Source organism: Candidatus Bathyarchaeota archaeon, from assembly GCA_026014725.1.
Classification (GTDB): Archaea; Thermoproteota; Bathyarchaeia; order Bathyarchaeales; family Bathycorpusculaceae; genus Bathycorpusculum.
Genome location: JAOZHV010000044.1, coordinates 123,974 through 150,810 on the forward strand (window position 1 = coordinate 123,974; position 26,837 = coordinate 150,810).

Annotated in this window: 31 protein-coding genes and 1 tRNA gene; 16 read left to right on the forward strand and 16 right to left on the reverse strand. The window is 43.7% G+C overall.

Annotation, left to right across the window (positions count from 1 at the left end):
* The first annotated feature begins 175 nt into the window (after positions 1-175).
* Positions 176-1,681, forward strand: a complete 1,506-nt coding sequence (locus NWE95_08105) for a PQQ-binding-like beta-propeller repeat protein (GenBank protein MCW4003857.1) — start codon at positions 176-178, stop codon at positions 1,679-1,681.
* A gap of 115 nt (positions 1,682-1,796) precedes the next feature.
* Positions 1,797-3,083: a winged helix-turn-helix domain-containing protein gene (locus NWE95_08110; protein MCW4003858.1), complete on the forward strand. Its 1,287-nt coding sequence runs from the start codon at positions 1,797-1,799 to the stop codon at positions 3,081-3,083.
* A 115-nt stretch (positions 3,084-3,198) separates the two neighbouring features.
* On the opposite strand, the gene NWE95_08115 is transcribed toward NWE95_08110, so the two are convergent.
* Positions 3,199-3,516: a winged helix-turn-helix domain-containing protein gene (locus NWE95_08115; protein MCW4003859.1), complete on the reverse strand. Its 318-nt coding sequence runs from the start codon at positions 3,514-3,516 to the stop codon at positions 3,199-3,201.
* A gap of 127 nt (positions 3,517-3,643) precedes the next feature.
* On the opposite strand from NWE95_08115, the gene NWE95_08120 reads away from it, so the two are divergent.
* A complete protein-coding gene (locus NWE95_08120) occupies positions 3,644-4,198 on the forward strand; it encodes a metallophosphoesterase (GenBank protein ID MCW4003860.1) in 555 nt (184 codons plus the stop codon).
* 484 nt (positions 4,199-4,682) lie between these two features.
* Here the strand turns inward: NWE95_08120 and NWE95_08125 are convergent, their stop codons facing one another.
* The 3 genes from NWE95_08125 to NWE95_08135 all read right to left on the reverse strand — a co-directional run bounded on the left by NWE95_08125 (position 4,683) and on the right by NWE95_08135 (position 7,385).
* Positions 4,683-5,468 (reverse strand): hypothetical protein, encoded by a 786-nt coding sequence (locus NWE95_08125; GenBank protein MCW4003861.1) that lies wholly within the window; start codon positions 5,466-5,468, stop codon positions 4,683-4,685.
* 527 nt (positions 5,469-5,995) lie between these two features.
* Entirely contained in the window at positions 5,996-7,039 is a 1,044-nt protein-coding gene (gene arsB / locus NWE95_08130; protein ID MCW4003862.1) for an ACR3 family arsenite efflux transporter, read from the reverse strand.
* A gap of 1 nt (position 7,040) precedes the next feature.
* Entirely contained in the window at positions 7,041-7,385 is a 345-nt protein-coding gene (locus tag NWE95_08135) for a metalloregulator ArsR/SmtB family transcription factor (protein ID MCW4003863.1), read from the reverse strand.
* 87 nt (positions 7,386-7,472) lie between these two features.
* Between NWE95_08135 and NWE95_08140 the strand changes: the two genes are divergently transcribed.
* Positions 7,473-7,796 (forward strand): hypothetical protein, encoded by a 324-nt coding sequence (locus NWE95_08140; protein ID MCW4003864.1) that lies wholly within the window; start codon positions 7,473-7,475, stop codon positions 7,794-7,796.
* 15 nt (positions 7,797-7,811) lie between these two features.
* The gene (locus tag NWE95_08145) at positions 7,812-8,099 is read left to right on the forward strand and encodes a ferredoxin family protein (GenBank protein ID MCW4003865.1); all 288 of its coding nucleotides are present in this window, start codon (positions 7,812-7,814) and stop codon (positions 8,097-8,099) included.
* A gap of 16 nt (positions 8,100-8,115) precedes the next feature.
* Here NWE95_08145 and NWE95_08150 read toward each other — a convergent pair whose 3' ends face one another.
* A complete protein-coding gene (locus tag NWE95_08150) occupies positions 8,116-8,871 on the reverse strand; it encodes a DUF169 domain-containing protein (GenBank protein MCW4003866.1) in 756 nt (251 codons plus the stop codon).
* 75 nt (positions 8,872-8,946) lie between these two features.
* On the opposite strand from NWE95_08150, the gene NWE95_08155 reads away from it, so the two are divergent.
* Genes NWE95_08155 through NWE95_08165 form a run of 3 tightly spaced genes read left to right on the forward strand, consistent with a single transcriptional unit; the run spans position 8,947 to position 9,879 of the window.
* The gene (locus NWE95_08155; protein ID MCW4003867.1) at positions 8,947-9,240 is read left to right on the forward strand and encodes a 4Fe-4S dicluster domain-containing protein; all 294 of its coding nucleotides are present in this window, start codon (positions 8,947-8,949) and stop codon (positions 9,238-9,240) included.
* A 38-nt stretch (positions 9,241-9,278) separates the two neighbouring features.
* Positions 9,279-9,680 (forward strand): arsenate reductase ArsC, encoded by a 402-nt coding sequence (locus NWE95_08160; protein MCW4003868.1) that lies wholly within the window; start codon positions 9,279-9,281, stop codon positions 9,678-9,680.
* A 22-nt stretch (positions 9,681-9,702) separates the two neighbouring features.
* Positions 9,703-9,879, forward strand: a complete 177-nt coding sequence (locus NWE95_08165; protein ID MCW4003869.1) for a hypothetical protein — start codon at positions 9,703-9,705, stop codon at positions 9,877-9,879.
* On the opposite strand, the gene NWE95_08170 is transcribed toward NWE95_08165, so the two are convergent.
* Positions 9,876-10,457, reverse strand: coding sequence for a hypothetical protein (locus NWE95_08170; protein MCW4003870.1), 582 nt, complete (start codon positions 10,455-10,457; stop codon positions 9,876-9,878). The genes NWE95_08165 and NWE95_08170 overlap by 4 nt on opposite strands.
* A 263-nt stretch (positions 10,458-10,720) precedes the next feature.
* The gene (locus tag NWE95_08175) at positions 10,721-11,344 is read right to left on the reverse strand and encodes a hypothetical protein (protein ID MCW4003871.1); all 624 of its coding nucleotides are present in this window, start codon (positions 11,342-11,344) and stop codon (positions 10,721-10,723) included.
* Between the two features lie 153 nt (positions 11,345-11,497).
* Between NWE95_08175 and NWE95_08180 the strand changes: the two genes are divergently transcribed.
* From NWE95_08180 to NWE95_08195, 4 genes are all read left to right on the forward strand, one after another.
* Positions 11,498-11,610, forward strand: a tRNA-Leu gene (locus NWE95_08180).
* A gap of 227 nt (positions 11,611-11,837) precedes the next feature.
* Positions 11,838-13,463 carry a 4Fe-4S binding protein gene (locus NWE95_08185; GenBank protein MCW4003872.1) on the forward strand — a complete coding sequence of 542 codons (1,626 nt, stop codon included), beginning with the start codon at positions 11,838-11,840 and terminating at the stop codon, positions 13,461-13,463.
* Positions 13,463-14,401 carry a hypothetical protein gene (locus NWE95_08190; protein MCW4003873.1) on the forward strand — a complete coding sequence of 313 codons (939 nt, stop codon included), beginning with the start codon at positions 13,463-13,465 and terminating at the stop codon, positions 14,399-14,401. Before NWE95_08185 ends, NWE95_08190 begins: the two co-directional genes overlap by 1 nt.
* Positions 14,402-14,458: 57 nt before the next feature.
* Positions 14,459-15,034, forward strand: a complete 576-nt coding sequence (locus NWE95_08195; protein MCW4003874.1) for a flavodoxin family protein — start codon at positions 14,459-14,461, stop codon at positions 15,032-15,034.
* 10 nt (positions 15,035-15,044) lie between these two features.
* On the opposite strand, the gene NWE95_08200 is transcribed toward NWE95_08195, so the two are convergent.
* From NWE95_08200 to hcp, 6 genes are all read right to left on the reverse strand, one after another.
* On the reverse strand, positions 15,045-15,722 hold the full coding sequence (locus NWE95_08200; protein MCW4003875.1) for an amino acid ABC transporter permease: 678 nt from the start codon (positions 15,720-15,722) through the stop codon (positions 15,045-15,047).
* 4 nt (positions 15,723-15,726) lie between these two features.
* Positions 15,727-16,509, reverse strand: coding sequence for an amino acid ABC transporter ATP-binding protein (locus NWE95_08205; protein MCW4003876.1), 783 nt, complete (start codon positions 16,507-16,509; stop codon positions 15,727-15,729).
* 4 nt (positions 16,510-16,513) lie between these two features.
* The gene (locus tag NWE95_08210; GenBank protein MCW4003877.1) at positions 16,514-17,167 is read right to left on the reverse strand and encodes an ABC transporter permease subunit; all 654 of its coding nucleotides are present in this window, start codon (positions 17,165-17,167) and stop codon (positions 16,514-16,516) included.
* Positions 17,168-17,183: 16 nt separating this feature from the next.
* Positions 17,184-18,017 carry an ABC transporter substrate-binding protein gene (locus NWE95_08215; GenBank protein ID MCW4003878.1) on the reverse strand — a complete coding sequence of 278 codons (834 nt, stop codon included), beginning with the start codon at positions 18,015-18,017 and terminating at the stop codon, positions 17,184-17,186.
* A 59-nt stretch (positions 18,018-18,076) separates the two neighbouring features.
* Positions 18,077-19,003: a DMT family transporter gene (locus NWE95_08220; GenBank protein ID MCW4003879.1), complete on the reverse strand. Its 927-nt coding sequence runs from the start codon at positions 19,001-19,003 to the stop codon at positions 18,077-18,079.
* Positions 19,004-19,092: 89 nt separating this feature from the next.
* The gene (gene hcp, locus NWE95_08225) at positions 19,093-20,694 is read right to left on the reverse strand and encodes a hydroxylamine reductase (GenBank protein ID MCW4003880.1); all 1,602 of its coding nucleotides are present in this window, start codon (positions 20,692-20,694) and stop codon (positions 19,093-19,095) included.
* Between the two features lie 395 nt (positions 20,695-21,089).
* Between hcp and fba the strand changes: the two genes are divergently transcribed.
* Both fba and NWE95_08235 read left to right on the forward strand, forming a co-directional pair.
* On the forward strand, positions 21,090-22,007 hold the full coding sequence (fba, locus tag NWE95_08230) for a class II fructose-1,6-bisphosphate aldolase (GenBank protein MCW4003881.1): 918 nt from the start codon (positions 21,090-21,092) through the stop codon (positions 22,005-22,007).
* 45 nt (positions 22,008-22,052) lie between these two features.
* The gene (locus tag NWE95_08235) at positions 22,053-22,262 is read left to right on the forward strand and encodes a hypothetical protein (protein ID MCW4003882.1); all 210 of its coding nucleotides are present in this window, start codon (positions 22,053-22,055) and stop codon (positions 22,260-22,262) included.
* Positions 22,263-22,266: 4 nt separating this feature from the next.
* On the opposite strand, the gene NWE95_08240 is transcribed toward NWE95_08235, so the two are convergent.
* Positions 22,267-22,608, reverse strand: a complete 342-nt coding sequence (locus tag NWE95_08240) for a winged helix-turn-helix domain-containing protein (protein ID MCW4003883.1) — start codon at positions 22,606-22,608, stop codon at positions 22,267-22,269.
* 145 nt (positions 22,609-22,753) lie between these two features.
* Here NWE95_08240 and NWE95_08245 point away from each other — a divergent pair, with 145 nt between their 5' ends.
* Positions 22,754-23,179: a ribonuclease HI family protein gene (locus NWE95_08245; GenBank protein MCW4003884.1), complete on the forward strand. Its 426-nt coding sequence runs from the start codon at positions 22,754-22,756 to the stop codon at positions 23,177-23,179.
* Between the two features lie 53 nt (positions 23,180-23,232).
* Positions 23,233-23,619 carry a VOC family protein gene (locus tag NWE95_08250; protein MCW4003885.1) on the forward strand — a complete coding sequence of 129 codons (387 nt, stop codon included), beginning with the start codon at positions 23,233-23,235 and terminating at the stop codon, positions 23,617-23,619.
* Positions 23,620-23,624: 5 nt separating this feature from the next.
* On the opposite strand, the gene NWE95_08255 is transcribed toward NWE95_08250, so the two are convergent.
* Positions 23,625-24,062 (reverse strand): hypothetical protein, encoded by a 438-nt coding sequence (locus tag NWE95_08255; GenBank protein MCW4003886.1) that lies wholly within the window; start codon positions 24,060-24,062, stop codon positions 23,625-23,627.
* A gap of 91 nt (positions 24,063-24,153) precedes the next feature.
* Positions 24,154-26,640, reverse strand: coding sequence for a glycoside hydrolase family 2 protein (locus tag NWE95_08260; protein MCW4003887.1), 2,487 nt, complete (start codon positions 26,638-26,640; stop codon positions 24,154-24,156).
* Positions 26,641-26,837: the final 197 nt, after the last annotated feature.

A 26,837-nucleotide genomic window follows, 5' to 3' on the forward strand; every position in this document is an offset into this window, starting at 1 on the left:
TTATTGTTGAACCTAAATATATCAAAGCCTAGATACTGCTCTAAGCATTTTAGGCTTTTACCAAAATAATGTTTCAAAGGGTTTAGTCAAGAAACCTTTACTAAATTTAGTCAACAAACTTTAACGAGAACCGTTTTATTTCAAAGCTTATTCGGTTGTAAGTGGTGACGACCGAATGAAAAATAAAAAAGGCGTTATCTTTTTTGCTACTTTAACCTTATTGTTGACTACCGCATTGTTATGCTTAAACCCTGTTGAGGCAAGCACACAAAACATCTCTGGTGACTGGCCAATGTTTCGTCATGACCCACAGCACTCTGGGACCTCTTCTGAGACCGGGTTGCTTTGGTGTTTTGACACTGGCGATAAAGTACGTTCGTCTGCCGCAGTTGTTAACGGCGTTGTGTATGATGCCTCAAATAACGGTTACGTTTATGCTTTTGACGCGTTCACTGGCAGTGTAATTTGGCGATATAATAGTGGAAGTCAGGTAGAGTCGTCTCCTGCAGTGGTTAATGGTGTTGTGTACATTGGAATCTTATGGGATGGTCAACACGGCTACATCTGCGCTTTAGATGCTGCTGATGGCTCGTTAATCTGGCGATTTACAACTAACAGCGGAGTTGAGTCCTCTCCGACAGTGGTTAACGGAGTTGTTTACATTGGCACATATTCTGGTTACGTTTACGCCTTGAATGCTACTAATGGTGCCAAAATCTGGTCTTACCTTACAGGAGACTTTGTATTTTCTTCTCCTGCAGTGGTTGACGGCGTCGTCTATATCGGTTCGGGAGACGGCTACGTCTATGCCTTGGGCGCTGGCGATGGCGCATTGATCTGGTCATTTTGCACCGGAGGCGCTGTCTATTCCTCGCCAGCAGTTGTTGACGGTGCTGTCTTTGTTGGTTCACATGATTGCTATGTGTACGCATTGAGGGCTTGTGATGGCTCTTTAATCTGGCGCTACCGTACTGGCGGCTTTGTCGATTCGTCTGTTGCTGTTGCAGGCGGTAAAGTTTATGTTAATTCTGGTGACGGCTTTGTTTACGCTTTGAGCGCTGATGAGGGTTCAAAGTGCTGGTTGTTTAGTAATCCGTATGCTATGGCAAACTATTCAAGTTATGTGTACTCGTCTCCTGCAACTGTTGGCAATACCGTTTACGTTGGTTCACGCGACGGCTACATCTTTGGTTTGAACACTCGCAACGGCTCATTAGTTTGGGCCTATCGCACTGGAGGGTTCATATTTTCTTCGCCCTCAGTAGCCAATGGTGTGGTCTACCTTGGCTCGTTTGACGGAAAAATCTACGCGATAAGCACCGCAATTACCCCATCCACTACTCCACCACCTATTCCTATCCCCCAACTGACGGCAACTCCCTCACCAGCGCCGATTTTAACGTCTGCACCTGCGTCGACAGTCATACTCACTGCTGCTTCCACCCCCGCGGCTACTGAAGACCCAGAATCAGACAATTCAGGTCAAAACTTAACGACAAAGTCAACTCGGGTGATTCCAACTCAACCGATAACAAATCCAATACTCGAAGAGTCGTGGATTGGAAACTTTGTTCTCTTAGGCATAATTATCGCGACAGCCATCATAGCAGTGGTGTCCTTGTTCCGCATTTTCAGAATAAGCAAGGAAGGTATCTTTAATCCAGCAGAAGGCGACAATTAACAGATAAAGATAGACCTTGAGTAGCTACTGAAGAACATGCTAACCTGCCCTTTTTTTCTAATTTCTTATGTAAAATTTAAAGCTTGATTATACATAATATTGTGAGTTGGTTGGCATGGCGGACTCACACGAAGAAGAAATCTACTCTATCATGTTCGCTTCACTTAAGCATCCAGTTAGGCGCAAAATTCTCCGTATGCTCGGAAACAAATCCATGACATTTATGGAAATGGTTGAAGAACTTGGAGTTTCTAGTCCCCATCTGACTTATCACCTTGAAAGCCTAGGCGAACTAGTTTCAAAATTGGATAATGGCAAGTATAAGCTGTCAGCGTTTGGCTTAGCCACCGTGAGCGCCATGAAGGGTGTAGAGGATGTTCGTGAAGTTGAGCCTAAACGTAATCAGACTAATTTTAAGGGGAAAGCAATTTTTGGCATGATGCTGGCGACGATTGTGCTTTTGGCAAGCGTATCCGTTTTTCAATTTGCCACCATAAACCAGCTTTCCAGCTCTCAACAAGCGCTTTTGGAAGAAAACCAGCAATTGGTGGCTTGGGGTGTAGGTACTGACAAAATGGCTAATTTTGTGAGAAACATAACTCACATAGATACTAGACGATACACCATTTCCTTGCTAAGTAGCACAGTACAGTGGCGGACTGATTTAGGCGGAGTCTCTGAAGAAGAATCGCAGTATTCTTTCAAAAGCAGCACCAGCAATTTGAATATTGATTTACGGTTTAGGAACGGTCACTTCTCACGGTATGAGCTTACTATGATTGAGAGTTATCCTATTTTTACTCAAGTTGAACCTTACGATATTTTACAAAACGCTAGAGGTATCCTTGCCCGATACAGAGTCTATTCAGGCGATGCGTACCTGACAGAAATGAGCGACCTTTTAGCCACCGTTAACGAAACTCGCAACTTGGCCATAACTAAGGGTAATATGAAGTTGGAGATAACTGTTTCAGGGAACACTGTTGTGCTGTTTTGGATGTATACAGAGAATAACATTGATTATCAAGCTAAAGGCTTGCAAATGACTTTTCAAGGTAACGTTTTAACGACCATGAGTGATGGCTATTTCCTCTACACTAAAGGAGATGATGGCATGACTGTTACGGCAGAACAGGCAGTGAATATTGCTAAGAATTACGTTAAAACGTTGACTTGGACTATTGAGGGAAAACAGGTTTCTGGATTTAATGTTTTAGATACGCCTTTGTCTGTTCAGCTTGTTCCTCATACCCGTAGTAACTCTGTAGCACTGATACCTTATTGGTATGTGAAGTTAAGTCTTGACAGAATTTACGTGGGAGGCATAAATGAAGTTGCAATTGGAATCTACGCTGACACAGGTCAGGTATCGGATGTACAAATGCTAAGCGGAGCAGCATAGACGCATAAGCGCTACATGTAGAGCGGTTGAACTTTGGCGATTGGTTGTTTAGATGCTTCGCTATGAGCTTTTACTTTTAACTGTTTATTTTGGATTAAGTTGCGTTAAGTTGTCTTTAGACGATATGGGTTTGTATTGTGCTTTTTTGAATGGTGCTGCATGTTTTTAGGAGTTGAATTAATTCGTTGTGTCTTTTTAGGAAGTCTATGCCGTTCTTGGTTATTACATAAATTTCTACGTCGCCGTTGCAGGTTAAGGAAATTAATTTTTTATTTAATAGGTATGGTAAGTAATCGTTTAGCTGTGTAAAGCTCAGGTTGGCTTTGTACATTATTTGAGTTTTTCGTGCACCCTTTTTTGTAATTTCAAGAATTTTTGCCATAATTCCAAATTGGTCTCTGCGCTTTGTTTTACTTGCTAGCGTTGCTTTCACTTCTCCTTTCTCTGTAAAGTATGAGCTAGTGTGTCTTGTGTCTTATATCTTTTATCATATTCCATATTTTAACATTGTTCTTGCATCAATCGTGCCTAAGTGTTCAGTTATACTAGCGGCATTTGCGATGCGGAATAGAAAGCCTTTATTGCGTCCGCGAGAAAAACACCACGTGATTGGTATGATAGTTGGCGTAATCTCGGATACACATGATAATTTACCTCTTGTAGAGCGAGCCGTGCAAACTCTAAATGAGCAGAAGGTCGGTTTAGTGCTTCATGCTGGCGATTACGTTGCGGGGTTTGTTATCCCAAAATTCAAGGCATTAACCTGCAAGCTCGTTGGTGTCTTTGGCAATAACGATGGAGACCATGAACTATTAAAGAAACGCTTCAGCGAAACCAGCAATTGCACAATTCATGACAGGTTTGCAGCAGTAACGGTGGACGGCAACTATAGAGTTGCTTTGCTTCATGGCGATGAAGTTGAACTGCTTAATGCGTTGGCTGACAGCGGCTACTTTAACGCTATAGTGCATGGACATTCTCACTTGAAAGGTATACAACGCAGAGGCAAAACCTTGATGATTAACCCTGGCGAAGTCTGTGGGTACCTGACTGGAAAACCCACAATTGCATTGCTTGATACTGTGAAGCATGAGGCAGAGATAATTGAACTCTAACTCGAACAAGCCTCACGAAAACTATAGACCCCCTTATTTATACTATAAATGGTCGTGGTTTGTTGCTCTGCCACTACCCCTATCCCCCTATAAAAAGCAGTTTGGATGTTGGGTTACAGTGGCGGTTTTACTACGACCATCAGGCGCTGGCTGGCGCAGTCTTAGCAGTTTTTACCACGACCAACCCCTGTGAAGGCAACAGTTAACCGTAATGGTCGTAGTAGCCAATGGTCGCAGTAAAAACAGCATGCTTTTGGCTTGAAAATGCACCAACACGATAGACCCCTCTATAGTTTCTGCAATGAGTTTCTAATAGGCGGCAAATAGGTTCGCGCAACCTACCCCTCTATAGTTTCAACATAGAACCACTAATAGCATCCAAATATGCTCGCCAAAGACTAAATTTTCTTCTATTACGTGATGGATAGGCATATTGGTGAGTTTAATGCCAATAGAAAGCGGAAAGTCTCAAATCAACAGTATATCATTTGAGTGCGTTTTTCTTCCTTATACGACTAACTCCTTCCGCAATAGCAACACCCACAAAAGAATAGAACAAGCCAGGAAAAACTATCTGTAGCAAACTCAATGGGATAACCACAAAAGATGATTTTGACCAAGAACCCATTCCTCCATCTGGGAGCGTAATGTTTCCTGAACTGATTGTTGGGCTAGTTTGAATCTTGGCTTCGGCTAAAACGTTAACATTGAAAATTATGATAATAATCAATACCGCAAGAAGCATGGCAAATGCAAAGAGTGAAGATTTGAATAAATCGTATATATCATGCGAGTTGGCTCTTTTTACAGTTAACCTCCACATTACAGCACCAGGCACTACAACGCCAAAGATTCTCACCAAAAGCACAAGCCCAAAGAAGAGAGGAATAGCTTTCAAATTCATCGACGCTAAAACATAAAAAGTCCAAAAAAATGGGTTACCCATGGTTACTACAAACCCAGCGAACCCAATAAGCAAAGCATCAAACCCGCGCAAAGGTGATGCCTCTTCTTTCTTTTCCTTAAACGTTTCTAGAAATTGCGCAGCCAAACGACCTTTCTCAGTTAGTAAGTACCGACCGCTTTCATCTTTCTCTATTAAATCAGCGAGAATTTTTAGGTGGTAATTAAATTTCCCAGTGTTTGCGGCTTGAACAGCCCCCATTAGGTCCATGTAAGACAAGTTTTGACCTCTGTTTAAGGCTAAGACGATTTTGCGGCGGATAGGGTGTTTGAGAACATCTTGAAAGGTTTCAAAGCTCACACCCATAGACTAACTACCTTTACTACCCGTTAAGTTTGAATTTGGCAATTTAAGATTATTTGACTAACCTGTTAATCAAAAATTAGTCAAAGCTTTGTTATAGATAATCAGTGTATAAGGTTCTATTTTGTTTATTAACCACCATGCAAGAAAGGCAGGTTGTTCTAAAACAAAAAAGTGGGGAGTTTACGGTTTTCCGTATTTTTCTTCCACTTTATTTTTTTCGGGCAGGTCAAGTCTGAGCCTTATTGTTGTTGCGGCTCCATCTAAGCGATGTTTTTAGCGCTGCAGATCCATATCGCCGTTTGAAACCTGCTGCTCATAGCTTAGATGCCAACATAATGCATGTTCAGCCCAGTGAGGCAAAGTCTTAATCGCACACTAATCTTTCGCTGTTTGGATTAGCACGCTTCTATGCCTCAATGCAATGCATCTAAAGCTTGCTCCTTGACCTGCAATAACCTACTCTGCATCCGCCTCGTATATAGTTTGTGACAAATCTGGCACAGGGCTGCACAATAATGTTCCATTTGCTACAAACGCTTTTTTCTTGGGAAATATTTACGAGTTCTCAAGCCAAGCTTTACCAGCGAAAGCATCAAGGGCACCTCTAAAAGTGGACCAATCACGGTGGCTAGCGCTGCTCCTGAACCGATTCCGTAGAGAGTGACTGCCACCGCGATGGCGACTTCGAAGTGGCTACTGCTACCAATGATGGTGGTATCAATGGCGCTCTCGTACTTCCATCCTAAAAAGTAACCCAGCGGATACGTCCAACCAATCATTATGACGTAGTGTAGCAGGTTGGGTATGGCGAGGTAACCGACGAGAAGCGGATTGTTGAGAATTGTTTGTCCTTCAAATGAGAACAAAACAATCAATGTTAACAGTAACGCAACGATGGAAATTTTACCAACAATTGGATTATATTTATCCTTGAACCATTCCTCACCTTTCTTTTTGATGATCACCCGCCTCGATATTGCCCCTGAAGTGACAGGTAACGCAATAAACACTAAAACGCTAATAGCGATTAAATCCCACGGCACTGGGATGCTACTAACGCCCAAGTAGAGTGCGGCAAGCGGAGCATACAGCCCAAGCATAAGCAAAGCGTTAAACGCGGTATTTATGAGTCCTTGAGCCATGTCGCCTCTGGCTAGATACATCCACCACATAACCATCGCCGTGCAAGGCGACAAGCCCAGAAGAATCAAACCTGCAATGTACTGGGGGTTGCCAGCGAAAAACGTGTTTGCCAAAAAAGTCATCAGTGGCGGAGCGATAACCCAGTTAGCAATTATCGTGACAAGAAGCGGCTTTGGATTTCTTGCAGCCTTTTTCACATCACTAAACTGTATGCCGACAACGGTTGGATACATCATAAAAAACAAAAGCACACCAATGGGGATTGATAGCTGTGCAAACTTTAACGAATCCATAAACTCGCCAAAGGCGGGAAAGAACCTGCCCACAAGCAAACCCACCACAATGCAGATTGCTATCCAAAGCGTAAGGTACTTTTCCCAAAGCCCCAACGACAACTCTTTCTTTAAGTGCTCCTCTTTTGGTTCCAAACTATTCCTCTCCTGAAGGACTACAACACATCTGTTCCATAACCTCTTTCTGCAACGTGCTAATGAAGTCAGGAGTTAAGGCATCAACCGCTTTATACACCCGCGCATCAACGATAGAGTACATTCTTTTTGTTCCGTCCTTGCGGCACCTGATTATTCCCGCATCCCGCAGAATTTTTAGATGACGAGAAACAACTGGCTGAATCAAATTGAGGTGGGGCACTATTTCGCAGACGCATTTTTCGCCGTCACGCAAGAACGCAAGTATTTCGAGTCTGTCTGAGGCTGAGAGGGCATGGAATATTTGAGCTTTGAATCTGAGTTGAGCTGCTGCTTGTTGTGCCATGGTTCGAAATATTGTTTATAACAATATTTAAATATTTGCATAGAAGAGTTGTTTTACAAGCGTCCAAAAGATACCAAGTGATAAAAGTTGACTGAGGGGCACATCAGAATCAGAAGCTTCGAAGAATTCAAACAGGCAGTCGCCGAAAAGAAGCCCGCTTCAATCGTGTTCATCCTTGAACAAAACGGCTTCTCACAAAACAAAGAACTCTCCACCCTAAAACTCATAATGCTCCACGACAAACGCTACTACATCTTCTACGACTTCCCAAAAGGCGAAAACCTAAGACAAACGGGTATACCATTGCATCCTGATAAGAAAGGTATCCTAAATTTAGATGAGGATGAAGTCAAGGCTTTTCTGAAAAAACAGTTTGCAAATCTAGAAGTTTACTCGTTCTGGACAATGTAGGCAAAGGTGGTTTGAATGGTTGAAAGAGCATTTCACGGCGTTCCCAGATGTATGATACCTTGGTATCCAATTATCAACTATGAAAAATGTGGCTCCTGTGGAAAATGTGTGGAATACTGCAAGCATGGTGTCTATGGCTTTGAGGAGAAACAAGGCAAAAGAAAACCCTTCGTAAAAAAAGCTGACAACTGCATTGTATACTGTAACTGTTGTGACGCCGTATGCCCCTCAGGCGCCATTAGCCATCCTTCAAAACTGGAAACAGGCAAAATCATCAGCAAACTAAGAAAAAAAATGGAATAAAGAACCAATCAATCGCTTAGACGCGATTAATATTTTCTTTATTGTGTGTTAACCCTTTACTATACAATGCGTAGACGCCTTTTTCTCTGACCGGAGGCATTGCTTTTTGTGCTAAGACTTCCAAGGATTCGACGATTTCAGGCAGAAGCTTTGCTGGAATGCCAATGAACATATGTTCAGGCGGGGTATCGGTAGCTTGGCGACACCCATAACAGCCAGGAGTCATATTTATTTCGCCAGTTATGTAAGGCACAGTTGTCACATCAACGCATTCAGCTTGGAAAATGGATGAGTTAAAGTTAAGCCGCCCGCCTTCCTTAAAATTTCTAGCTAAACCAATCCACATTATGTGTTCAGGAATGCTCTCTATAATGACGACATCTGGCTCCATTGGGAAATCTCTTAGAGGCCCTGCAACAACAGCTTTCGTCGTGCCCTCCTTTATTCTTGGCATCATACGCATCGTCTTAGCTGCTGCTTCCTTGTTTGCGAATAATCCGAGGGTACACAGCATTTCTCCTGTTGAGATTTTTTCTGCCAATGACCCTAGTCCTAAGGCTGCTTTTGCTGCTGGACACGCCAACTTTTCAGCGTTTAGTATTAAAGTTTGTCCTTTTCTGGCTAGCATAAGAAACTGGCAGTAACGGCTATTTTGAGTCGGCAATCTGATGTTGGGCAAGGGGTCTTCAGTTTTGATGATTTTTATGGCTAATGGCGGAGAACCTAAGCCCAAGATTTTTTCGATTTTTTGACTGAGAATTTGGTTTTCCACAGATTCACCCTGTAGATTCAGTCTATTCAGAACAATATTTAAATATTGTTATATTTAGTAATAGTAATAAAGGTTGTGAAGAAAACGGCTGAAGAATCATATGAGGGAGTTCCTCGCGAAAAAATACCTTGGGATCCACAAATAGACTATAAGAAATGTATTGCCTGTGGGAAATGCGTTGACTATTGCCATGTTGGTGCTTTCAAGTTTGAAGAAAAAGACGGCAAAAAGAAAACTGTAGTAAACCCAAACAAATGCATTGTATTCTGCAGAGGTTGCGAAGACATCTGCCCTGCTGGTGCAATTTCGCATCCGTCAGAAGAGGAAACGCAAAAAATAATTGACGAACTCAAAAAAGCTAAAGCGTAATACCAACCCAAACACTATCACTGGACAGTGAAGCGTTTTTGAAAAAAATCTTGTTTGTCTGCGTTGAAAATGCAGGCAGAAGCCAAATGGCAGAAGCATTCGCCAAAAAATACGGCAAAGACCAGTTTGATGTTTCCAGCGCCGGCAACAAACCCGCAGACAAGGTGAACCCAGTAGTGGTTGAAGTCATGAAAGAGAAGGGCATCGACATTTCAAACAACAAGCCTAAAATGATAACCGCAAAGATGGCAATGGACGTAGACTTAATTGTAACTATGGGCTGCAGCGCTCAAAACCTTTGCCCAGGTCCATTCTTTAAGCCAGTGATAGACTGGGCGCTGGAAGACCCAAAAGGGAAGCCTATAGAAAAAGTTAGAGAAATACGTGATGAAATAGAGCGAAAAATCCAGAACCTGATAGCTGAAAACCTGAAAAGTTAATAGATAGAAGGTAAGCAAGAAAATGAAAGTTTACATAGGAATGAAAGAGAAAACAGCACCTGAAATCTTTGAAGCAGAAAACCAGCCCACCAAGCAAACGCACCCAAAATACGATTTCGTGTATGGTCCTTTTAGAACCTTTGATGACGCGAAACGATATATTGATGCTATGGGCGGACTAGCTTGCGGGGAAGGCTAAACCAATTTTTTTCCAAGCTCAGCACCTGTCTGTGTTTTGTGACGCAAGAAAGCTCTTGCAACTAATGGAACTATTAACCCTGCAAGCACTCTTGGTATAAAGATTAACAAGGCACCAGAGGCATCCCCACCAAGAATAGGGGAGAATTGGCTGGCAACAGAGAGCAACAGCGACCCCGCAAGCCCAGCTATAATCCCTGCCAGCGCCATGTGGCGGTAACTGCTTGAACGTTTACCTAAAGCCCCCGCAATATAACCTATCAGCATAGCGCTAACAAGATTACTCAATAAACTTATGTCACCGCCACCTTGAGCGGCATAAAGTTGATCCGAGTAGTAGAGCGCATAAAGGCTGCCTAAAATAAATCCTGTTGCTCCGCCAGCCCATTGATTCCAAATTAATCCGAGCAGCATGGGGATGCTGACAACGACAATCGCTTCTAGCAAGGTATACTTGAGTCCTATAAGAGCTGGTGATGATGCCAACGAAACGCCAACAATTAAGAATGCAACCAAGGTAGGGATAACTACACCGAATACTGCGTCAACTACTTTGCCCTCTATCAAACCATTAAACAAGATTTCTCAGCTCAGTACCTTTTTGAAGTAAAAGCTTAATTAGCCTTTTGAGAATAAATCGCCATTTACAAGTTATATTTAGCTTAGCGTTCCTTTGATTGCGTCAGCTTTCAGCCTCAGAAAATCCATCGCGTCTTCAAAATCAAGACAAGAATCACCGTATTTCTCAGGGCTTTTCAAAGTGCAGTGCCCCTCTTTCCAGTTTATACAAGTATTCTGGTTACAAGAAGGATAATCCAACAGCAACACACCAACTAAATACTCTAGGCGGCGTAATCTTTAGGTTTTTTGTTTACGCCCATGCCGTACCAGAAGAACACTTTAGCAATCACAGGAATCAAGACTCCGCAAAGAATTCGGGGCAACACGTTAAGCAGAAAACCATCCCAACCAGTCACCACGTTTGAGGGCGAAAGCTGAAAAATCCCAAAAAGCAACACTCCGCCGATGGCTGTTGCGATTACCCCAGAGATGGCCATTCTGCGGAAGTCTTCGGAACGCTTGTTTAACGCTCCAGCCATGTAGCCAATCAGCATGGCGCTAAGGGTGTAGGCAAGCAGTATGGTGCCAACGCCAAAGTGGAATCCTGAGGTTCCACCTCCCCTGAACTGGTCTGCCCAATACAAAGAGTAGAGGCTGCCCATCAAGAAGCCTGAAGCGCCGCCTGCCCACCGATTCCAAACCAGCCCAAGCAGAAGCGGCACAGCCACGATTACGGTGAGTTCGAGGATTTGCATGGTGATTCCTATTATGAATCCTGTGGACTCGGAAAAACCAATCAGTGAGTTAAGCACTGAGATGCCAACGATGGCTAAGACAACAATTAAGGGGGCGACGATTCCGTAGAGTATGTCAGTTTTTTTCCAATCTTTCCAGCTGAGGCTCAAATTATCACCAAGTTAGGTAGCGAGTTAAGTTTATAGTAATATATGAATATTGCTATAGTTTTGCTTTTGCATTCAAAGAAACAGCTGAAAAATCAAGCGCAAATATTTATGAGTAAGAATCATTTTGGATAACACCGCAACTCACTGTTGCAGGCAGGGGTCGCCGAGCATGGTCAAAGGCGTAGAGCCGCCTTAAAAAGCGTCGCGCATGCTTCAGGAGCCTATCCTGTAGAGGTTCATGGGTTCAAATCCCATCCCCTGCACCACTTATTTTTGGTCACTACCTCCTTAGCAAGTTCTAGTCAAGAAACTTTGACTGGGTATCATTTTCGTTTGTCAAGAAACCTTGACAAAAAAGGCTTTATGGCGATATCAGTAAACACAACGCGGAACAAAATTGGTGCTAAGTGCTCAAAGTTGCTGTCTCAAATGTTTAGGGGCTGTTTGAAAAAATATATGAATGATGAAGCCGTATGGGAGAGCATGGGTGTGGTTGGCTATTAAACAGCGAATCTTCCTCTCCTTACTCGTAGGAGTCCTAATCGCTGTAAGCGTTCTTAGCGTAGTGTACATTGAACCAGTCAACTCTTGTTATGGCCCCCACATAACCTCAGAGATCGACAGAAACTACGTTTACATAAACGAAACCGTCACCGTAACAGGGCAGGTTTGTCCTGCAGAAGAAAACAAAACAATCAGGGTTGCCTTTACAAGACCAGACTACACCTTCATCGAACAGTATGTTCTAACCGACCCAGAAACAGGAAATTTTTCAGTCACTCAACAGCTTGACATGGTCGGCTACTGGAACATTTTTCCCATTCACGGGCACATATGCGACAGACTATTCGCCGAAGTAACAGACCCCACTAATCCAGAAGCAACAGCGCCGACACCTAACCTGCCAGCGATGAAAGTTAACTATTCTGTAATTGCGGCAGCCGTGGCTTTCCTTAGCGTTGGAACAGTCGCGTTAGTAGCGGGAAGAAAAAACAAAACAAGAAAAATCAGTTCTTTGAGATTGTTTGTGCAGATTGGGTTTATTTTTTTCATTTTCTTCGGCATCTTTATCGACCACCAACGCCTACCCGTGCCTGCAGAGCAAATAGCGCCACATGAAGCCTTAATCGGCAACAACGTGCTTGGCGTATCGATGCCTGATGGGATTCCGATGCCGTTTTTCGGATGCTACTACCCATGCGGAAAAACCGTAACTTGCGCTCTGTGGGAAATCCAATCCTACATTTACCCCTTCTTTGATGTTGGACGCGGGTGGGGAGTAAACTACGACTCGCCAGGCATTTTGCGGTTGACAGTTGTTTTCGGCGTTATCATCTTGGCGGCAGTAGTGCTGGGGCGGTTCTTCTGCGGCTGGATTTGTCCCTTCGGCTTATATGTTGATTTGATGACTCGCCTAAGAAAAGCCCTCAGAATTAAACGCAGGGAACTCTCCGAGAAATTTAACGGTAAATTCCACCAATTAGGTTACGTCATATTGGCAGTCATAATTATTCTAAGTGTGCTTTTCGCTTCTCAAACCTTAACTGGCACCCAGCTTGTGGCTGGAACTGAAAAAGGCGGTTTTGTCTATCAGTACTTTTCAGCGCCGTTCTGCCAAGTCTGCCCCATGAAACCACTGTGCATGCTTTCGCAGACAAGCGTTGGATTGCTACGTACAGAGTGGATTTTTGAAACCACCACAGGCGACTTTTATCAACTGGGCTTTTACGTAACCTCACTTAACCTCATCATTCTAGGCATAGTTACATTGGCAGCGTTCTTTGTTCGCCGCTCATGGTGCAGAATCTGCCCACTCGGCGCCCTAATCGCGCTGTTTAACAGGTTCCCGCCCTTCAAGTGGATAAGCGGTGTGCGCTTGAATAAGGTTGAAGAGAAATGCACCAAGTGCGGCGTGTGCAAGCGTGTTTGCCCAACCCAAGTTACGGAAGTGTATGAGCAAAAGAGCGGTGATGTTGCAAGTTCACAGTGCATCTATTGCCTGCGCTGTGTCGAAATGTGTCCCTATGAGGATTGCTTGCAATTCAAGTTTGCAGGGAAAACGGTTTGCAAATCAAGGAACTGGTTAAATGACTCAAACAGTTTAAAGGTGATTGAGTAATGAAAAAAACAAGCTTTACCAAAAAACTGATACTTACTGTTCTTTGTATTGCTGTTTTGACAATGCCCATTCTTCTAAAACCAGCGAATTCGCAAGATATTTTGCAGACAATTTTCATACGCGCCGACGGCACTGTCTCGCCTGAAACGCCGCTTATTCAGCGAAGCGGAAATGTCTACACCTTTACAAGTGACATTAATGCTGCCATCAAGATACTCAAAAGCGACATAGTTATCGATGGCGCAGGCTACACGCTTCGCGGACCATATGACGGAACACAGAAGGGCATTTGGGACGTGGGCAGTGGACCAGACCAGATGCCTGAAAATGCAGAGTATGAATACACGCTTGGCATAGACATAGGCGACAAAAAAGTTCAAGGCGTACTCATAAAGAACGTTAACGTGAAAAATTTTAGCATAGGCATGTACATTTGGACGCAAAACAACACAATAATGGATAACGCCGTGTCAGAATGCATTGTGGGGATAATGATTTCAGGCTCAGACTGCACGGTGATTCGAAACTACATTGCTAACAACAAGCAAGGTCTCTTCTTTGGCTTCAACGGCGACCCAAACCAAATACCTACCGACATAATAATCGCGGAAAATAGTTTTGTGGGCAACGTTATGCAGCTTAACGGTTGCATGTGCGAGGAATACCCAGAGGACGAGGAGCCGCACGCGTGGGATAATGGGCAGAGAGGCAATTACTGGAGCGACTATAACGGAACCGACACTAACAATGACGGCATAGGCGACACGCCCTACGTCATAGACGTCCAAAACCAAGACCGCTATCCGTTGATGCAGAATCCTGCTAAGCTGCCAGTTCCAACACCGAAATTTCCATTTGAGGTTGTAGTTCTTGTTGTCTTAGCGCCCGTGCTTGTGGTTGTTGCTTTCTTGGTTTTGAAACGAAGGAAAAAGGCTTAAGCGTGCAACGTCACTTTTTTATTCTCAGCGTTCAAGTAAAGTTAGAGGGTTTGATGTTTGAAGGTTGTTGGTTTTAACGGAAGCGCAAGAAAAGACGGCAACACTGCCCTCTTGATTCGTCGAGTATTTTCAGTTCTTGAAAGCGAAGGCATCCAAACCGAACTGGTGCAGCTTGCGGGCGAGCAGATTCACGGTTGCATGGCGTGCGGTACCTGCCGAAAAGTCAAAAACATGGAATGCAAGATTGTAAAAGATAACGTTAACGCATACATTAAGAAGATGGTTGAGGCAGACGGCATAATTCTTGGTTCACCCACTTACTTTTCGATGATGTCTCCTGAGTTGAAAGCTCTCATTGACCGCGCAGGATACGTTGCCAGAGCCAACGGCGACCTGTTCAAACGTAAAGTCGGCGCTGCGGTGGTTGCGGTGCGCAGGGCAGGTGGAATCCCCACTTTTGACGCCATTAACCATTTTTTCCTAATCAGCCAAATGATTGTGCCCGGCTCATCCTACTGGAACGTGGGCATTGGCTTGGGCAAGGGCGATGTTGAAAAGGATGAGGAGGGCATGAAAACGATGGATGACTTGGGGAAAAACATGGCGTGGCTAATCAAGAAAATAAAAACCTGAAGAAGCGTCTTTAAGATTGCATAGCGAGTTCTACGCCTGGGATTCGTTTTTTCTCGTAAACTATATCCATTACTTTGGAAAATCCAGTAATCCATACCAGATAAATGAGGCCGATTAGAATCCAAACGGGCAAAACCTGCATCGTTTGAAATATAATTGTGCGTCCTGCACCGACTATGTCCATGAGACCTACATAGGATAATACAGCCGTGCTTTTTGTTAGAGAACAGAATTCATTCGTCCAAGATGGGATTACTATCCTATAGGCCTGTGGCAGAATTACATGGCGAAGTGTCTGGAACCTTGACATTCCTACTGACATGCCCGCGGCCATTTGATCGTCAAATATTGTTTGCATTGCACCTTTAATGTAGCCTTTTTGGTAACCTGCACTATTTAATCCGAAAACCAAGAAAGCCAACAAGTAATGGTCAATCTGAACGTTAAGTATAGCTGGCACCGTGTATACCGCTATAAATAATTGAACAAACAGTGGGCTTCCTCGGAAGAATTCAACGTAAACTGCGATTGCTCCCCGTATGAGTTTTCCTCCATAAATATCCCCTATTGCCAACAAAGTTCCCAATATTAATCCAAGAGCTACACCGAATAGCGTGATCTCTATGGTCAGAGTTAACCCTTGTATGATATCGAGGTAATATCGGGGGTCTAAGAGGAACTCAAACATTCAACTATTCCCTTGTAGTTCGCTTAATGATTCTCGTCATGAACTGTTTGGCACGATCAGTATTCGGAGCATTGAAGAATAGTGACGGCGGTCCCGTTTCAATCACATGACCTTCATCATAAAATATCATTTCTTCCGCGACTTCCTGAGCAAAAGGCATTTCATGACTAACGATAAGCATTGTTGTGCCTTCTTTCGCTAAATCCCTCAGCGTATCGATTACTTCACCAGTAAGTTCTGGGTCTAAGGCGGAAGTGGGTTCATCAAGCAGTATAATATCAGGGTTTCGAGCTATCGCTCTCGCTATTCCCACTCTTTGAGCTTGTCCGCCTGACATTTGGGATGGATATTTGTATATGCAGTCATGAACTTTCACTTCTTCTAAAGCGGCTAAGGCTCGTTTGCGCGCTTCTTCTTTGGGCAACTTGAGCACTTGCCGAAGCGCCAACTCCACGTTGCCTAAAGCTGTGAGATGCCTAAACAAGTAAATATGTTGGAAAACAAAGCCAATTCTGGCACGGGCTTTGTTTAAGTCAACGCCTTTCTGTGTTAAACATTGGTCGCCAAGGTAAATTTCTCCTTTATCAGGTATTTCAAGCATTGCAAGACAACGTAAAAAAGTACTTTTTCCTGAGCCACTGGGGCCAAAAATCAGTTTAATGTCACCCTTGCGGATTTGTAGCGAGACGCCTTTGACTGCTTCAACTAATCTTAGGTCTTCCTTCTTTTCTCCTTTGATGCGATATGTCTTGTATACATTTTTTGCTTCCATTACAAAGTCTGTCATTTTATTACAGTCCTATCTTTTTCTTTCGTTTATTTCCCCATCTGTCAAGAACAAAAGCGATTGGGAAGGTTAATGCAATATAAATGAGGGCAGCCAAAACGTAGGGTGTTACTACATCAAGAGTCGAGGCCCTTATATCATTTGATAGCTTCATTACTTCTAGTACACCCCCAAGCACATAGACATAAGCTGAATCTTTAATGAGCAAAGCATATTCACTGCCCAACCCCGGAGTAGAGTAAGTGAAAACTTGGGGAACCATAATATTCCAAATTGCTCTCCACTTAGAGAAACCAACCGATGCCCCTGCAATCATTTGTTCATCACCGACGCCATGGATTGCGCCTCTGTAAATTAGAGATTGATTGGCTCCACTTCTAAGCCCTAATACGAAACAAGCTACAAAGAATGGGTTGCCGAATGGAACTGGAAAAAAAGGGCCTAATCCGAAAAAGAATAACAGCATTAGGACTATTTCAGGTATGCCTCTCCACAGTTTCTCGTAGGCATCAACTACGAAGCCAATTTCTTTTTCATAAATTCTAATAAACGCAAGTGGCAGTCCTACGGCTATACCCATTAAGAAAGAGATCAGAGAAATGGAAAGAGTTACGGGTACTCCTTCCAAGAGGTAGATTAACTGTTGCCAAACATCCAATGGCGATCACGGAAGTTTATTCTGCATGCCATTTTGCTTTTAATTGGTCCACGGTTCCGTCATAGATCAACTCGGCCATTGCGCCATTTATCTTGTCAAGTAGTGTAGTTGAGCCTTTAGCTGTTAGGAATGAGACTGGATAGTATGGGTGCCTATATACAACGTCTGCCGCGATACCTTGTGATTCGAATTCTACAATCCAATTGGTAGTGATTGGTGTTTCAGCATATACTGCCTGTACGGATGGGTTTGCGCTGATCATATCTTGGAAGGGTGCTGCTGAGTCACTCCATGTTCTTACGGACACGCCCGCCGCTTGCAACTCTTCCTGTTGAACGTTTCCGCTTTGTACCCCAACAGTGATACCTAATGTTTTGAAGTCTGCAAGCGAGTTTACGGTTGTTATGCCTTTCGCCGTCATAGTGCTTTTGAGCATTACTACTTGTCCTTCTGTTGTGCTGTGGGGCAAAGTAAAGGAAACCACTTCTAATCTATCTGGTGTCACTGAGAAGCCACTGACGCCCATGTCGAGTTGACCATTTTGGACGGAAAGAATAATGTTGTCAAAAGCGGTGTCATGCCACTGAATTGTTAAACCTAGTTTTTCCGCGCAAGCGTTTGCCAAGTCAACTTCGAAACCAATGATGTTGCCCGCCGTATCTTTCATTTGGTATGGTGGCCATGTTGGGTCTGTGCCTACCTTTATGACTCCTGTTCTCTGTATGTTTTCCCAGACTGCGTCTGTTTCTGAAGTTTTTGTTGGCATAATGAATGGGCTCGAGATTAAGCCTACTCCGAATCCTACTACGAGCATTATTACAACTAAAGCTACAGTTATTATTTTTGCCATCTTAATTTTCTCCCCAGCCCCCATATTTCAATGCTTTATGTATTTAAGCTTAAGCATCATCAGGGAAATGGCTGATTTCGCAAAGCTTGGCGTGAATTATTATCTTTAAGGGACACAAGCGCAATAGCAAGAATTATGAAAAGTGCACCAACAGTTGAGAAAACGGTCACAGGTTCTTTGAGCAAGATGACAGAGGCGATAACGGCTACTACTATTTCAGATAATAACAAAATAGTAGAGGTGGAGGCAGAGAGGTACTTGAGACCTTCCAGCCATAGGTAGTACGGTATAACCCAGCAGACAACCGCTTGGTACACGATGGCTACCCAAGCCCATGCTGATAGCGCAAAAAAGCCCGGTCCAGACAGAACAGTGAAGGGCACGATTGTAAGTAGTGTGAATAGGAGCACCCAAGTCATGAACTGAAAAGTTTCTGTTGTCGACCTCGTAACCATTTTTTTATTATAGAGTATGAAGAGTGCCCAAGATACCCCTGCAATTATGAGCATCAAGTCAGCCAATAGCTGTCCTTGCGTCATGGTGGAGAAATCCAGATTAGTGCTTACAAAAATGATGCCCCCTAACCCGAAAAATACGCCAATTATTTTCTTTCTTGAAAACGTCTCGCCAAGTAATCTGGGGCTCAAGATTGCAACCCATATGGCGCTGAGGTTTATGAACAATGCCGCTTTAGCCGATGTGGTGTAGGGCATGCCCACGTACTGTAATAGGTAACCTGCCGCATTCACTATTCCCAAGAAAACTATCAGTTTCTTGTTTGTTATTCTGAAATCTAATTTTCCAAGCACTAACATGACAGCGAAAAGAATAACCGTGGAGAATAAGAAGCGCCAAAACACAAACGCATACGGGTCAATGGTCGCCAGCCCGATTTTGATGATGGGGAAAGATGTGCCCCAAAGGACGCCTGCCAGAATTGTAAGGAAAACCGCTTTTCCTTTCTTGCTCAGCAGGGGGGATGGCAACTGTTAGTCTCCTTGCTCTTCTCATAGGCAGGCACCATCAATAAAGCGTTTTTGCTCAGGCGCGCTTGAAAAAATGTTGGGGGGAGGGGTTATGCCATTATCGCTTTGAGGTCTTCGTCGGCTGTTTTGATTGGCATTATGTTGAATTTGTCGACAAGCACCTTTAGTATGTTTGGGGTTATGAATACTGGTAGGCTGGGTCCTATGCGGATGTCTTTTATGCCTAGGTACAGGAGTGAGAGCAGGATGGCGACTGCTTTTTGCTCATACCACGAAAGTACCAGCGACAACGGCAAATCGTTGACACCCACATTGAATGCGTTTGCGAGTGCTTGAGCGATTTTTACAGCTGAGTAAGCATCGTTGCATTGCCCAATATCGAGTAGCCGCGGGATTTCGTCGATTGTGCCGAGTTCTTTGTCGAAGAAGCGGAATTTGCCGCAAGCCAGAGTTAATATGATGGTGTTGTTGGGTGCCTTCTCCACGAATTCTGTGTAGTAGCTTCTGCCTGGTTTTGCGCCGTCGCATCCGCCAACTAGAATGAACCTTTTGATGCGACCTTTTTTAACTGCATCGATTACTTTGTCTGCTACGCTTAACACAGCATTTCTTCCAAACCCAACCAGCACACTTTTGCCCTCAACATCATCTGGGAAGCCTGGCAGTTCAAGTGCCTTATTGATTACCGCTGAGAAGTCCTTGTTTTCCACGTGGGGCACACCTGGGTAGCCGACTGGTCCGGTGGTGAAGATGTTGCTACTGTAGCTTTCCATGGGTCGTTGGAGACAGTTGGTGGTCATTAGGATGGCGCCTGGGAACTGAGCGAATTCTCGTTGCTGGTTTTGCCACGCAGTGCCGAAGTGCCCATAGAAGTGCGGGTACGCTTTGAGCTTTGGGTAACCGTGTGTTGGAAGCATTTCGCCGTGAGTGTAAACTGTTATGCCTTTGCCTCGCGTTTGCTTTAGGATCTCCTCTAAATCTATAAGGTCATGTCCAGAGACAAGAATTGCTTTGCCCTTCTTGTGGCCCAGCGGCACTTTGGTGGGGACTGGGTGACCATATCTTTCAGTGTTGCCTGCATCAAGCAGTTCCATGGCTCGGATGTTAATTTCTCCGCATTTGAAAACTAAACCGACGAAATCGTTTACGCCAAGCGACTTGTCCAACGGCGCAGCAAGTCCTTCGTGGATGAAGTCGAAGACTTTTTGGTCTTTTTTGCCCAAAAGATACGCGTGGTACGTGTAGGCGGAGACACCCTTTAACCCGTATGTTAGTAGCCACTGCAACGAGTGAAGGTCTGGGTCAATTGTCGTGTCAGATTGTATGCCGTGTTGTTTGCCCTGCGCAATTAAACCCTCCATTGTTTTTTCAAGTTGTAAGTAAGCGGTTTTTGACTGCAGTTTCTCTTGAAGATTTTTTTGAAGCTGCTCTGCTTTTCTGAGGTAAGCCACGATTGCATCTGGGTCGAAGTTCACGTTAGTCAAAGTTGCAAAAAGTGCTTCGGCAGTGAATACATTTGTTGCTTCATCCACCAAACCCGACTGTTTTGCTTGGATAACAAGTTGACTTAATTCTCGCAGTTTGTAAATTAAGAGGTCTTGGAGGTTGGCGACTTGAGGGGTTTTGCCACAGACGCCCATGACTGTGCATCCTTGCCCTTTAGCCGTTTGTTCACATTGGTAACAGAACATTTGGTTTTGACTCATTCTTTTACACCTTTACATTTTAATGAGTTGAGTATGCAGATAGCTATTGCCCCGAATATTTTAGGGAAAACAGGTAGCTAAAAGCAGTTAATAGAAATGTGCAAAAGACCACTAATTAACTTTACTTAAAGAATATTTAGCCTGCAAATCAGTTAAAAGAGCAATAATTGTTGAAAACGTTCAAACAATATAACCCATGAACGGATGCTCGAAACTGCTTTTTATAGGGGGGATAGGGTCTATGACAGAGCAACAACTCATAAAAACCAAGTAATTAAGCATCCAAGCGCAACCCAACAACTCAGAAGTATTAAATACTAATAACAATCGTATATTCCGCACAGTTATACAGTTAACCAATAAAATGGAGCGTAAAACAAGTGCTTGTAACAAACAAAGACTTAATGGTTCCAGCAAGAAAAAACGGCTACGCCATCGCAGCACTAAATGTCCAAAACCTAGAAAGCATAAAAGCAGTAGTGGAAGCAGCAACAGAAGAAAAATCTCCAGCCATCATGCAGATAACACCGAGCGTCATCAAGTACGCTGGACTAGACTACATCACTACGCTAGCCAAAACAGCCGCACAAACCGCAACCGTGCCACTAGCCATACACTTAGACCACGGAGAAGACTACGACACAGCCATCAAATGTATAAACGCAGGCTTCAGCTCAGTCATGATTGACGGCTCATTTTTAACCTTTGAAGAAAACATCAAACTAACCAAACGAGTAGTCGACTACGCACACCCAAAAGGCGTCTCAGTTGAAGCAGAACTCGGAAAACTCGCAGGCGTAGAAGAACGAAGCGTAGAAGAAAAAGATGCAATCCTAACAGACCCCCAAAACGCCCAAGAATTCGTAGAAAAAACTGGCATTGACACACTGGCAGTAGCCATAGGCACATCACACGGCGCATACAAATTCAAAAGCCAAGCAAAACTTGACCAAGAACGCCTAAAACAAATCAGCCAAAAAGTAACCATACCACTAGTTCTACACGGAGCATCAAGCGTCCCAGCATGGATAACCGAAAAAGCCACAAAATACGGCGCAGCACTAGAAGGCGCAAAAGGCGTCTCAGAGGACCAACTCCAACAAGCCATAAAACAAGGAGTAGCAAAAATAAACATCGACACCGACCTACGCCTAGCATTCACAGCCACAGTCCGCGAAGTCCTAACCAACAACCCAAAAGAATTCGACCCGAGAAAAATCCTAGGCCCAGCCAAAGACGCCATGAAAGAAGTCGCCAAAGGAAAAATGCGCCTCTTCGGAAGCTCAGGAAAAGCCTAATCAACTCCATTTACCCCTTTATTTTAAACGAAGTGGCATAACGCTATGACTTGTTATTTCCGTCATCTAACAGACGTATTTGAGAAAGCTGGAATAAAAGTTACACGAGACAATCGAAAGGAACTGGGCAGAATAATGCATGACCTTGCAGGTGAAGCTGATTGCCCAGCGGTTTGGAAACAAATCAAGAAACGCCTAGCAGAAGACCAAGAAGGATTCATTGCCCAGTTAAAGACAGCTTGGGATGACCGATAAACTGCTAGGGCTTAAGTTCGTCAAGCAAATCGTTTAGTTGCGCAAACAGTTCCAAGAAGCGGTAGCCCTTTTGTGTGGTAGTGTATTTGTTCGCCTTATTAGCAAGCAATCCCTGAGCAACTAAAGCATCAATATGAGTTTTCAACTGTGCATAATTGAGGTTGGCATTATACATTACGCTAGTTTTAGTCTTCTGCTGCTCACAAAAAAGCAAAATCTCAGCAATAATATCAAGCTTGCCTCTCCTAGAACCCTTAAACCCACTCGGTTCTCTTCCATACCTAAGCAAAGCAAACTTACGTTCATGCGAGTTAAACTTAGCTGACCCCGAAAAACTATTACTCAAAAGCCTTTCACTGTTTTGATTAGTAGATTCTTACCTCTTAAACGCATGTGGCTGTACGCAAACAGCAACACTCAAACAAAACAGCGCTGACTCACCTTAACGCTTTTAATAACCAAACACAACTAAAAGAGAAGTGAAAACACAAATGAGCCAACAACTCCAAATCTTCTCAGATGGCGGCGCAAGAGGCAACCCTGGACCAGCAGCAGTAGCCTTCATAGCACTAAACGAGAGAGGCGAAACCGTAAAGGCGGATTCACGTTTCATAGGAATTCGTACCAATAACCAAGCAGAATACGAAGCGCTTTTGATGGCGCTAAAGTTTGCCGCAGAACAGGGAGCACAAGAAATCGTTTGCCACCTCGACAGCGAATTAGTCGTAAAACAGCTAAACGGACAATACACCGTAAAGAATTATCAACTGCAACAACTCTGGCAAAAAGTGCAGGAAGCTAAGAGAATTTTCAAAAAAATCTGCTTTGTAAATGTTCCACGAACCAATCCGCAGATACAAAGAGCAGACACGCTTGTGAATATAACTCTTGATGAACAAGCAAAAAAGTGCCCCTAAACTAAAGGCTTTATAACAAACCATATAATCCTAAAGTCAACAGTGAAAAGAACATGTTTGTACACACAAGCATTCGCACAAGTAACATGGAAAAATCCATCGATTTCTACTCTCGCCTTCTGGGCTTAAAGCTTCAGAGTCGCCGCGAAATCAAACAGAACAACGCTGAAATTGCATTTCTGCAAGATGCAGAGGGCAAAGGTTGCACGCTTGAACTCACATTCTACCGAAACCAAACTAAGTTCAGCCAGCCTGAATATGAGGAGCGGTTGTTTGACCATTTAGGCTTCGAAGTAGCTGACATGGAAAAAACCCTCTTTGCCATGCGCAAGGAAAACGTAACCATAACCGATGAACCATTCAAACTAAATCCAAACACAACCATAGCATTCATCGAAGACCCAGACGGCACCCTAATTGAACTAATCGAACGAAAATAACCATTCTACTCATAAAACTTAGGTCTCGCTCTTTTGCTGTACTCCTCAATAGCTTTAGCTCTTTCCTCTTCCTCTTTGTCACGCTCTTTTGCTTCTTTCTCCGCTGGTTCAGCAACCGTCTTGTCAAAATCACCATCAATATTCCTGTAACGACCCTCAAGCGCTGTAATGTAAATTTTGAAATCATCAATTGTGCTTTCCGCTTGCCTGTGTGATGTATGAACTTGCTCTGACAAGAGAATTATTAGGTCTAACATGCTTCTTAATGTCTGTTTATCGCTTTCTGGCGCTTGGTCGTAGTACCGCTGAAAAACACTCAACAGATCCATAAACATGTCATCAACTTCTCTAGTCTCCCGCTTAAACAGATTCTCAGAAGTCAACGACTTAGTTTTCAGATAAAGCATGAGATTCTTTAGAACAGCGGCATCGCCTTGAGACAAAACAAAAAACCCAAATTTACTAGAGTTGTTGCGTTTAAGTTATATTTTTTGGTCGAAAGCAACAATGGCAAAACTAGTCCACGTAAAACAATTAAGCGTAGGGATAAACTTGATACTTGAAAGCATTCTGGAAGTCACTTAGACTTACATCATGCTCCAACCTGCATCTAACGATTTTCTGACCTTTCGGTGCAAGGTCAAAAAAATTATCACAAAACCTTCCCACTAACCCCTCTAATTCCAAATGTACCGCTTTAGCATAAACAGAAGATACCAATGAAATCTCAAAGGTCCTTTCGGCAACTTTGTTAAGTTTTACTACGATTTGTTGCTCTGGTAGCCTAAAGTCTTTGGGGTCAACCACAGTTTTCAAATCCTCATACAAAACAACGCCATCTTCCTCAAGCTTTACCAATAACACACAATCATCAGTCAAAGGAAGCTTATCCAAAGCAGACTCAAAAACCAAAAGAGACCTATAAGCTGAAACGACTGTTGTTGTTCTCTCAGCATACAAGAGTTCACCATTAAACCTAATGACCTCAAACTTAAAAGTCAAGTTCAATTCTTTCGCCGTTTCATTTACAATATAACCATAAACCTTGCCGTCTCTAACAATTAAAGGTGCTATGACAGGCTGAAAAGCGCGCTTAACAAAAAAATACGCTGCCTTCGGATTCAAGCCGTAATCAATCAAGCTCCAGCTTACCGCGGGCCAGCAATCATTGAGTTGCCAAATTAGACATCCGCTAGTTTTGAACATGCGACTTCGCCAAAAAGCAACAGCCGTTTTGAGTGCTTCACCCTGATTCAACTGTGCGTAACGAACAAAGCGCCTAAAATCATCAGGCACGGGATAATGCAGTGAAAGCAATTTCTTTAGTATTCTAATACCATCAATTTGCTTTTCATGCGCCAAAAAAACAGGCGAATCAACCCGCAGATTGGTACCCAAATACTCATCTAAAAGCTTCAGCGAAGGCGGCGCTTGCCAACCAAACTCGGTTAAGAAACGTCCCTTGTCTTCAAGGTAAGCGGGGTAATCCGTTTCCTTGCTCCAGACAACCCAGTTATGCCTCGAACCTTCGCGCTCGCTGTTGGGTTCTTCTCCGCCGTATGGGGTACTAGGTCGGTAAGGACGCGTGCCATCAAGCCTGCTGAGACCCTCTGGTAAAATCTCATTAAATATTGGCAACCCAAGAGGTTGTGTTCTGTCCTTCCAAAGGCTAAGGTGCTGCCACTGTATCTCATTGTTGCCACACCACACAACAATGCACGGATGCCCGCGTAACCGCCGCAGAACTTCTTCCGCTTCTCTTTTCGCTTCCTGCAAAAACCAGTCTTCTTCAGGGTAAGCCGCGCAAGCATACATAAAATCCTGCCAAATCATAATCCCCAGCTTGTCACACATATAATAAAAAACGTCATCCTCATACACACCCCCGCCCCAAACTCTGAGCATATTAATATTCGCTTCCACCGCCAGGCCAAGGAGTTGCTTGTAGCGTTCTGAAGTAACTCTGGGAAGAAAAGAGTCTGCTGGCACCCAATTAGCACCCTTGCAGAAAATCTTCAAACCATTAACCACAAAAATGAAACACCTGCCTTCCTCATCAGGCTCCTGCAAAAGCACCACGCTCCTAACGCCACACTTGGCTGTTGCCTTATCCAAAAAAGAGCCGCTACTGTACAACTCAACGGAGACATCGTAGAGGTTTTGCGCACCATACCCTTTTGGCCACCACAACTTTGGCTCAGCAATTTCCACTTCACTTTCGAGAGAATCATGCCCTGCATCAGTCTGCTTGATTACCTGTTGTTCAATTCTCTGCCCAAAGCCCTCCACAACAAACTTGGCCTCGACACAACAAGCAGTAGCCACATACACATCAACGGCTATCTTGACTTTTGCTTTCTCTTCTGAAACCTGCATGGGCAAGGCTGCCAAAAATCCTATCTTTGCCTTATCGTAAGCAACAAGCCGTGCGCCGCGCCAAATTCCAGCAGTCGGCAAAGTAGGCCCCCAATCCCACCCGAAAGCGTACTGAGCTTTACGAACGTAAGGTCGAGCCGAACAGTTCTCAGCATGCAAGCAACCGTACTTGCCGCTGTATTTCCTCTCCAGTTCTAAAGCAACCGTATAAATTGGTTTAAACCTAACAGCAATAACATTCTTGCCCTCTCTGAGGGCTGTTTTGATGTTGAACCGCCAAGGCGTAAACATGTTATATGCTTCGCCGACCTTGATTCCGTTCACCCAGACAGCGGCAAAGGTGTCTAAGCCATCAAAAACAAGCTCGACCACGCCTTTCTTTGGCACTTCAGGCGGCAAATCTACTTGTTTGCGGTACCACCATTCCTTTTCAGCCACCCATGCAACATCCTTTTCGTTTTCACCTTGAAAAGGGTCAGAAATGATGTTGTTCGCCATCAAATCGGTGTGCACGGTTCCAGGAACATGCGCTGGAAACCAATCATCATCATTGTATTCAAGCGTATGTGCTCCTAACTGTTCGCCGTTGAGGTTGGAGAATCCTTTGAAAACCCAAAAGCCATCTAATGACAACTCAAAAAACATTAGCTGCCACTGAAATACCAATAACGACCTAAACTAATAATCTTAACTTTGAACAGTGAACATGTGTGATTTTTAGCATGGACTTAGGGCTTTTTAGTGGTATACAGGCGGAGACATCATCGTAATCTTAAAATAATTGGAAGGACTGATGTGTTAACGAATTCACAAATTAGGTAAGATTAATAGAAGGAATGAAA

Excerpts from the sequence above, each read along its gene's own strand:
- NWE95_08110 (MCW4003858.1), top strand. The coding sequence starts at position 1,797 with ATGGCGGACTCACACGAAGAAGAAATCTACTCTATCATGTTCGCTTCA.
- NWE95_08145 (MCW4003865.1), top strand. The coding sequence starts at position 7,812 with ATGGTTGAAAGAGCATTTCACGGCGTTCCCAGATGTATGATACCTTGG.
- hcp (MCW4003880.1), bottom strand. The coding sequence starts at position 20,694 with ATGTTCTGTTACCAATGTGAACAAACGGCTAAAGGGCAAGGATGCACA.
- NWE95_08250 (MCW4003885.1), top strand. The coding sequence starts at position 23,233 with ATGTTTGTACACACAAGCATTCGCACAAGTAACATGGAAAAATCCATC.
- NWE95_08105 (MCW4003857.1), top strand. The coding sequence starts at position 176 with ATGAAAAATAAAAAAGGCGTTATCTTTTTTGCTACTTTAACCTTATTG.
- NWE95_08135 (MCW4003863.1), bottom strand. The coding sequence starts at position 7,385 with ATGGCACAACAAGCAGCAGCTCAACTCAGATTCAAAGCTCAAATATTC.
- NWE95_08235 (MCW4003882.1), top strand. The coding sequence starts at position 22,053 with ATGACTTGTTATTTCCGTCATCTAACAGACGTATTTGAGAAAGCTGGA.
- NWE95_08200 (MCW4003875.1), bottom strand. The coding sequence starts at position 15,722 with ATGTTTGAGTTCCTCTTAGACCCCCGATATTACCTCGATATCATACAA.
- NWE95_08215 (MCW4003878.1), bottom strand. The coding sequence starts at position 18,017 with ATGGCAAAAATAATAACTGTAGCTTTAGTTGTAATAATGCTCGTAGTA.
- NWE95_08260 (MCW4003887.1), bottom strand. The coding sequence starts at position 26,640 with ATGTTTTTTGAGTTGTCATTAGATGGCTTTTGGGTTTTCAAAGGATTC.
- NWE95_08165 (MCW4003869.1), top strand. The coding sequence starts at position 9,703 with ATGAAAGTTTACATAGGAATGAAAGAGAAAACAGCACCTGAAATCTTT.
- NWE95_08245 (MCW4003884.1), top strand. The coding sequence starts at position 22,754 with ATGAGCCAACAACTCCAAATCTTCTCAGATGGCGGCGCAAGAGGCAAC.
- NWE95_08205 (MCW4003876.1), bottom strand. The coding sequence starts at position 16,509 with ATGACAGACTTTGTAATGGAAGCAAAAAATGTATACAAGACATATCGC.
- NWE95_08120 (MCW4003860.1), top strand. The coding sequence starts at position 3,644 with ATGCGGAATAGAAAGCCTTTATTGCGTCCGCGAGAAAAACACCACGTG.
- NWE95_08125 (MCW4003861.1), bottom strand. The coding sequence starts at position 5,468 with ATGGGTGTGAGCTTTGAAACCTTTCAAGATGTTCTCAAACACCCTATC.
- NWE95_08190 (MCW4003873.1), top strand. The coding sequence starts at position 13,463 with ATGAAAAAAACAAGCTTTACCAAAAAACTGATACTTACTGTTCTTTGT.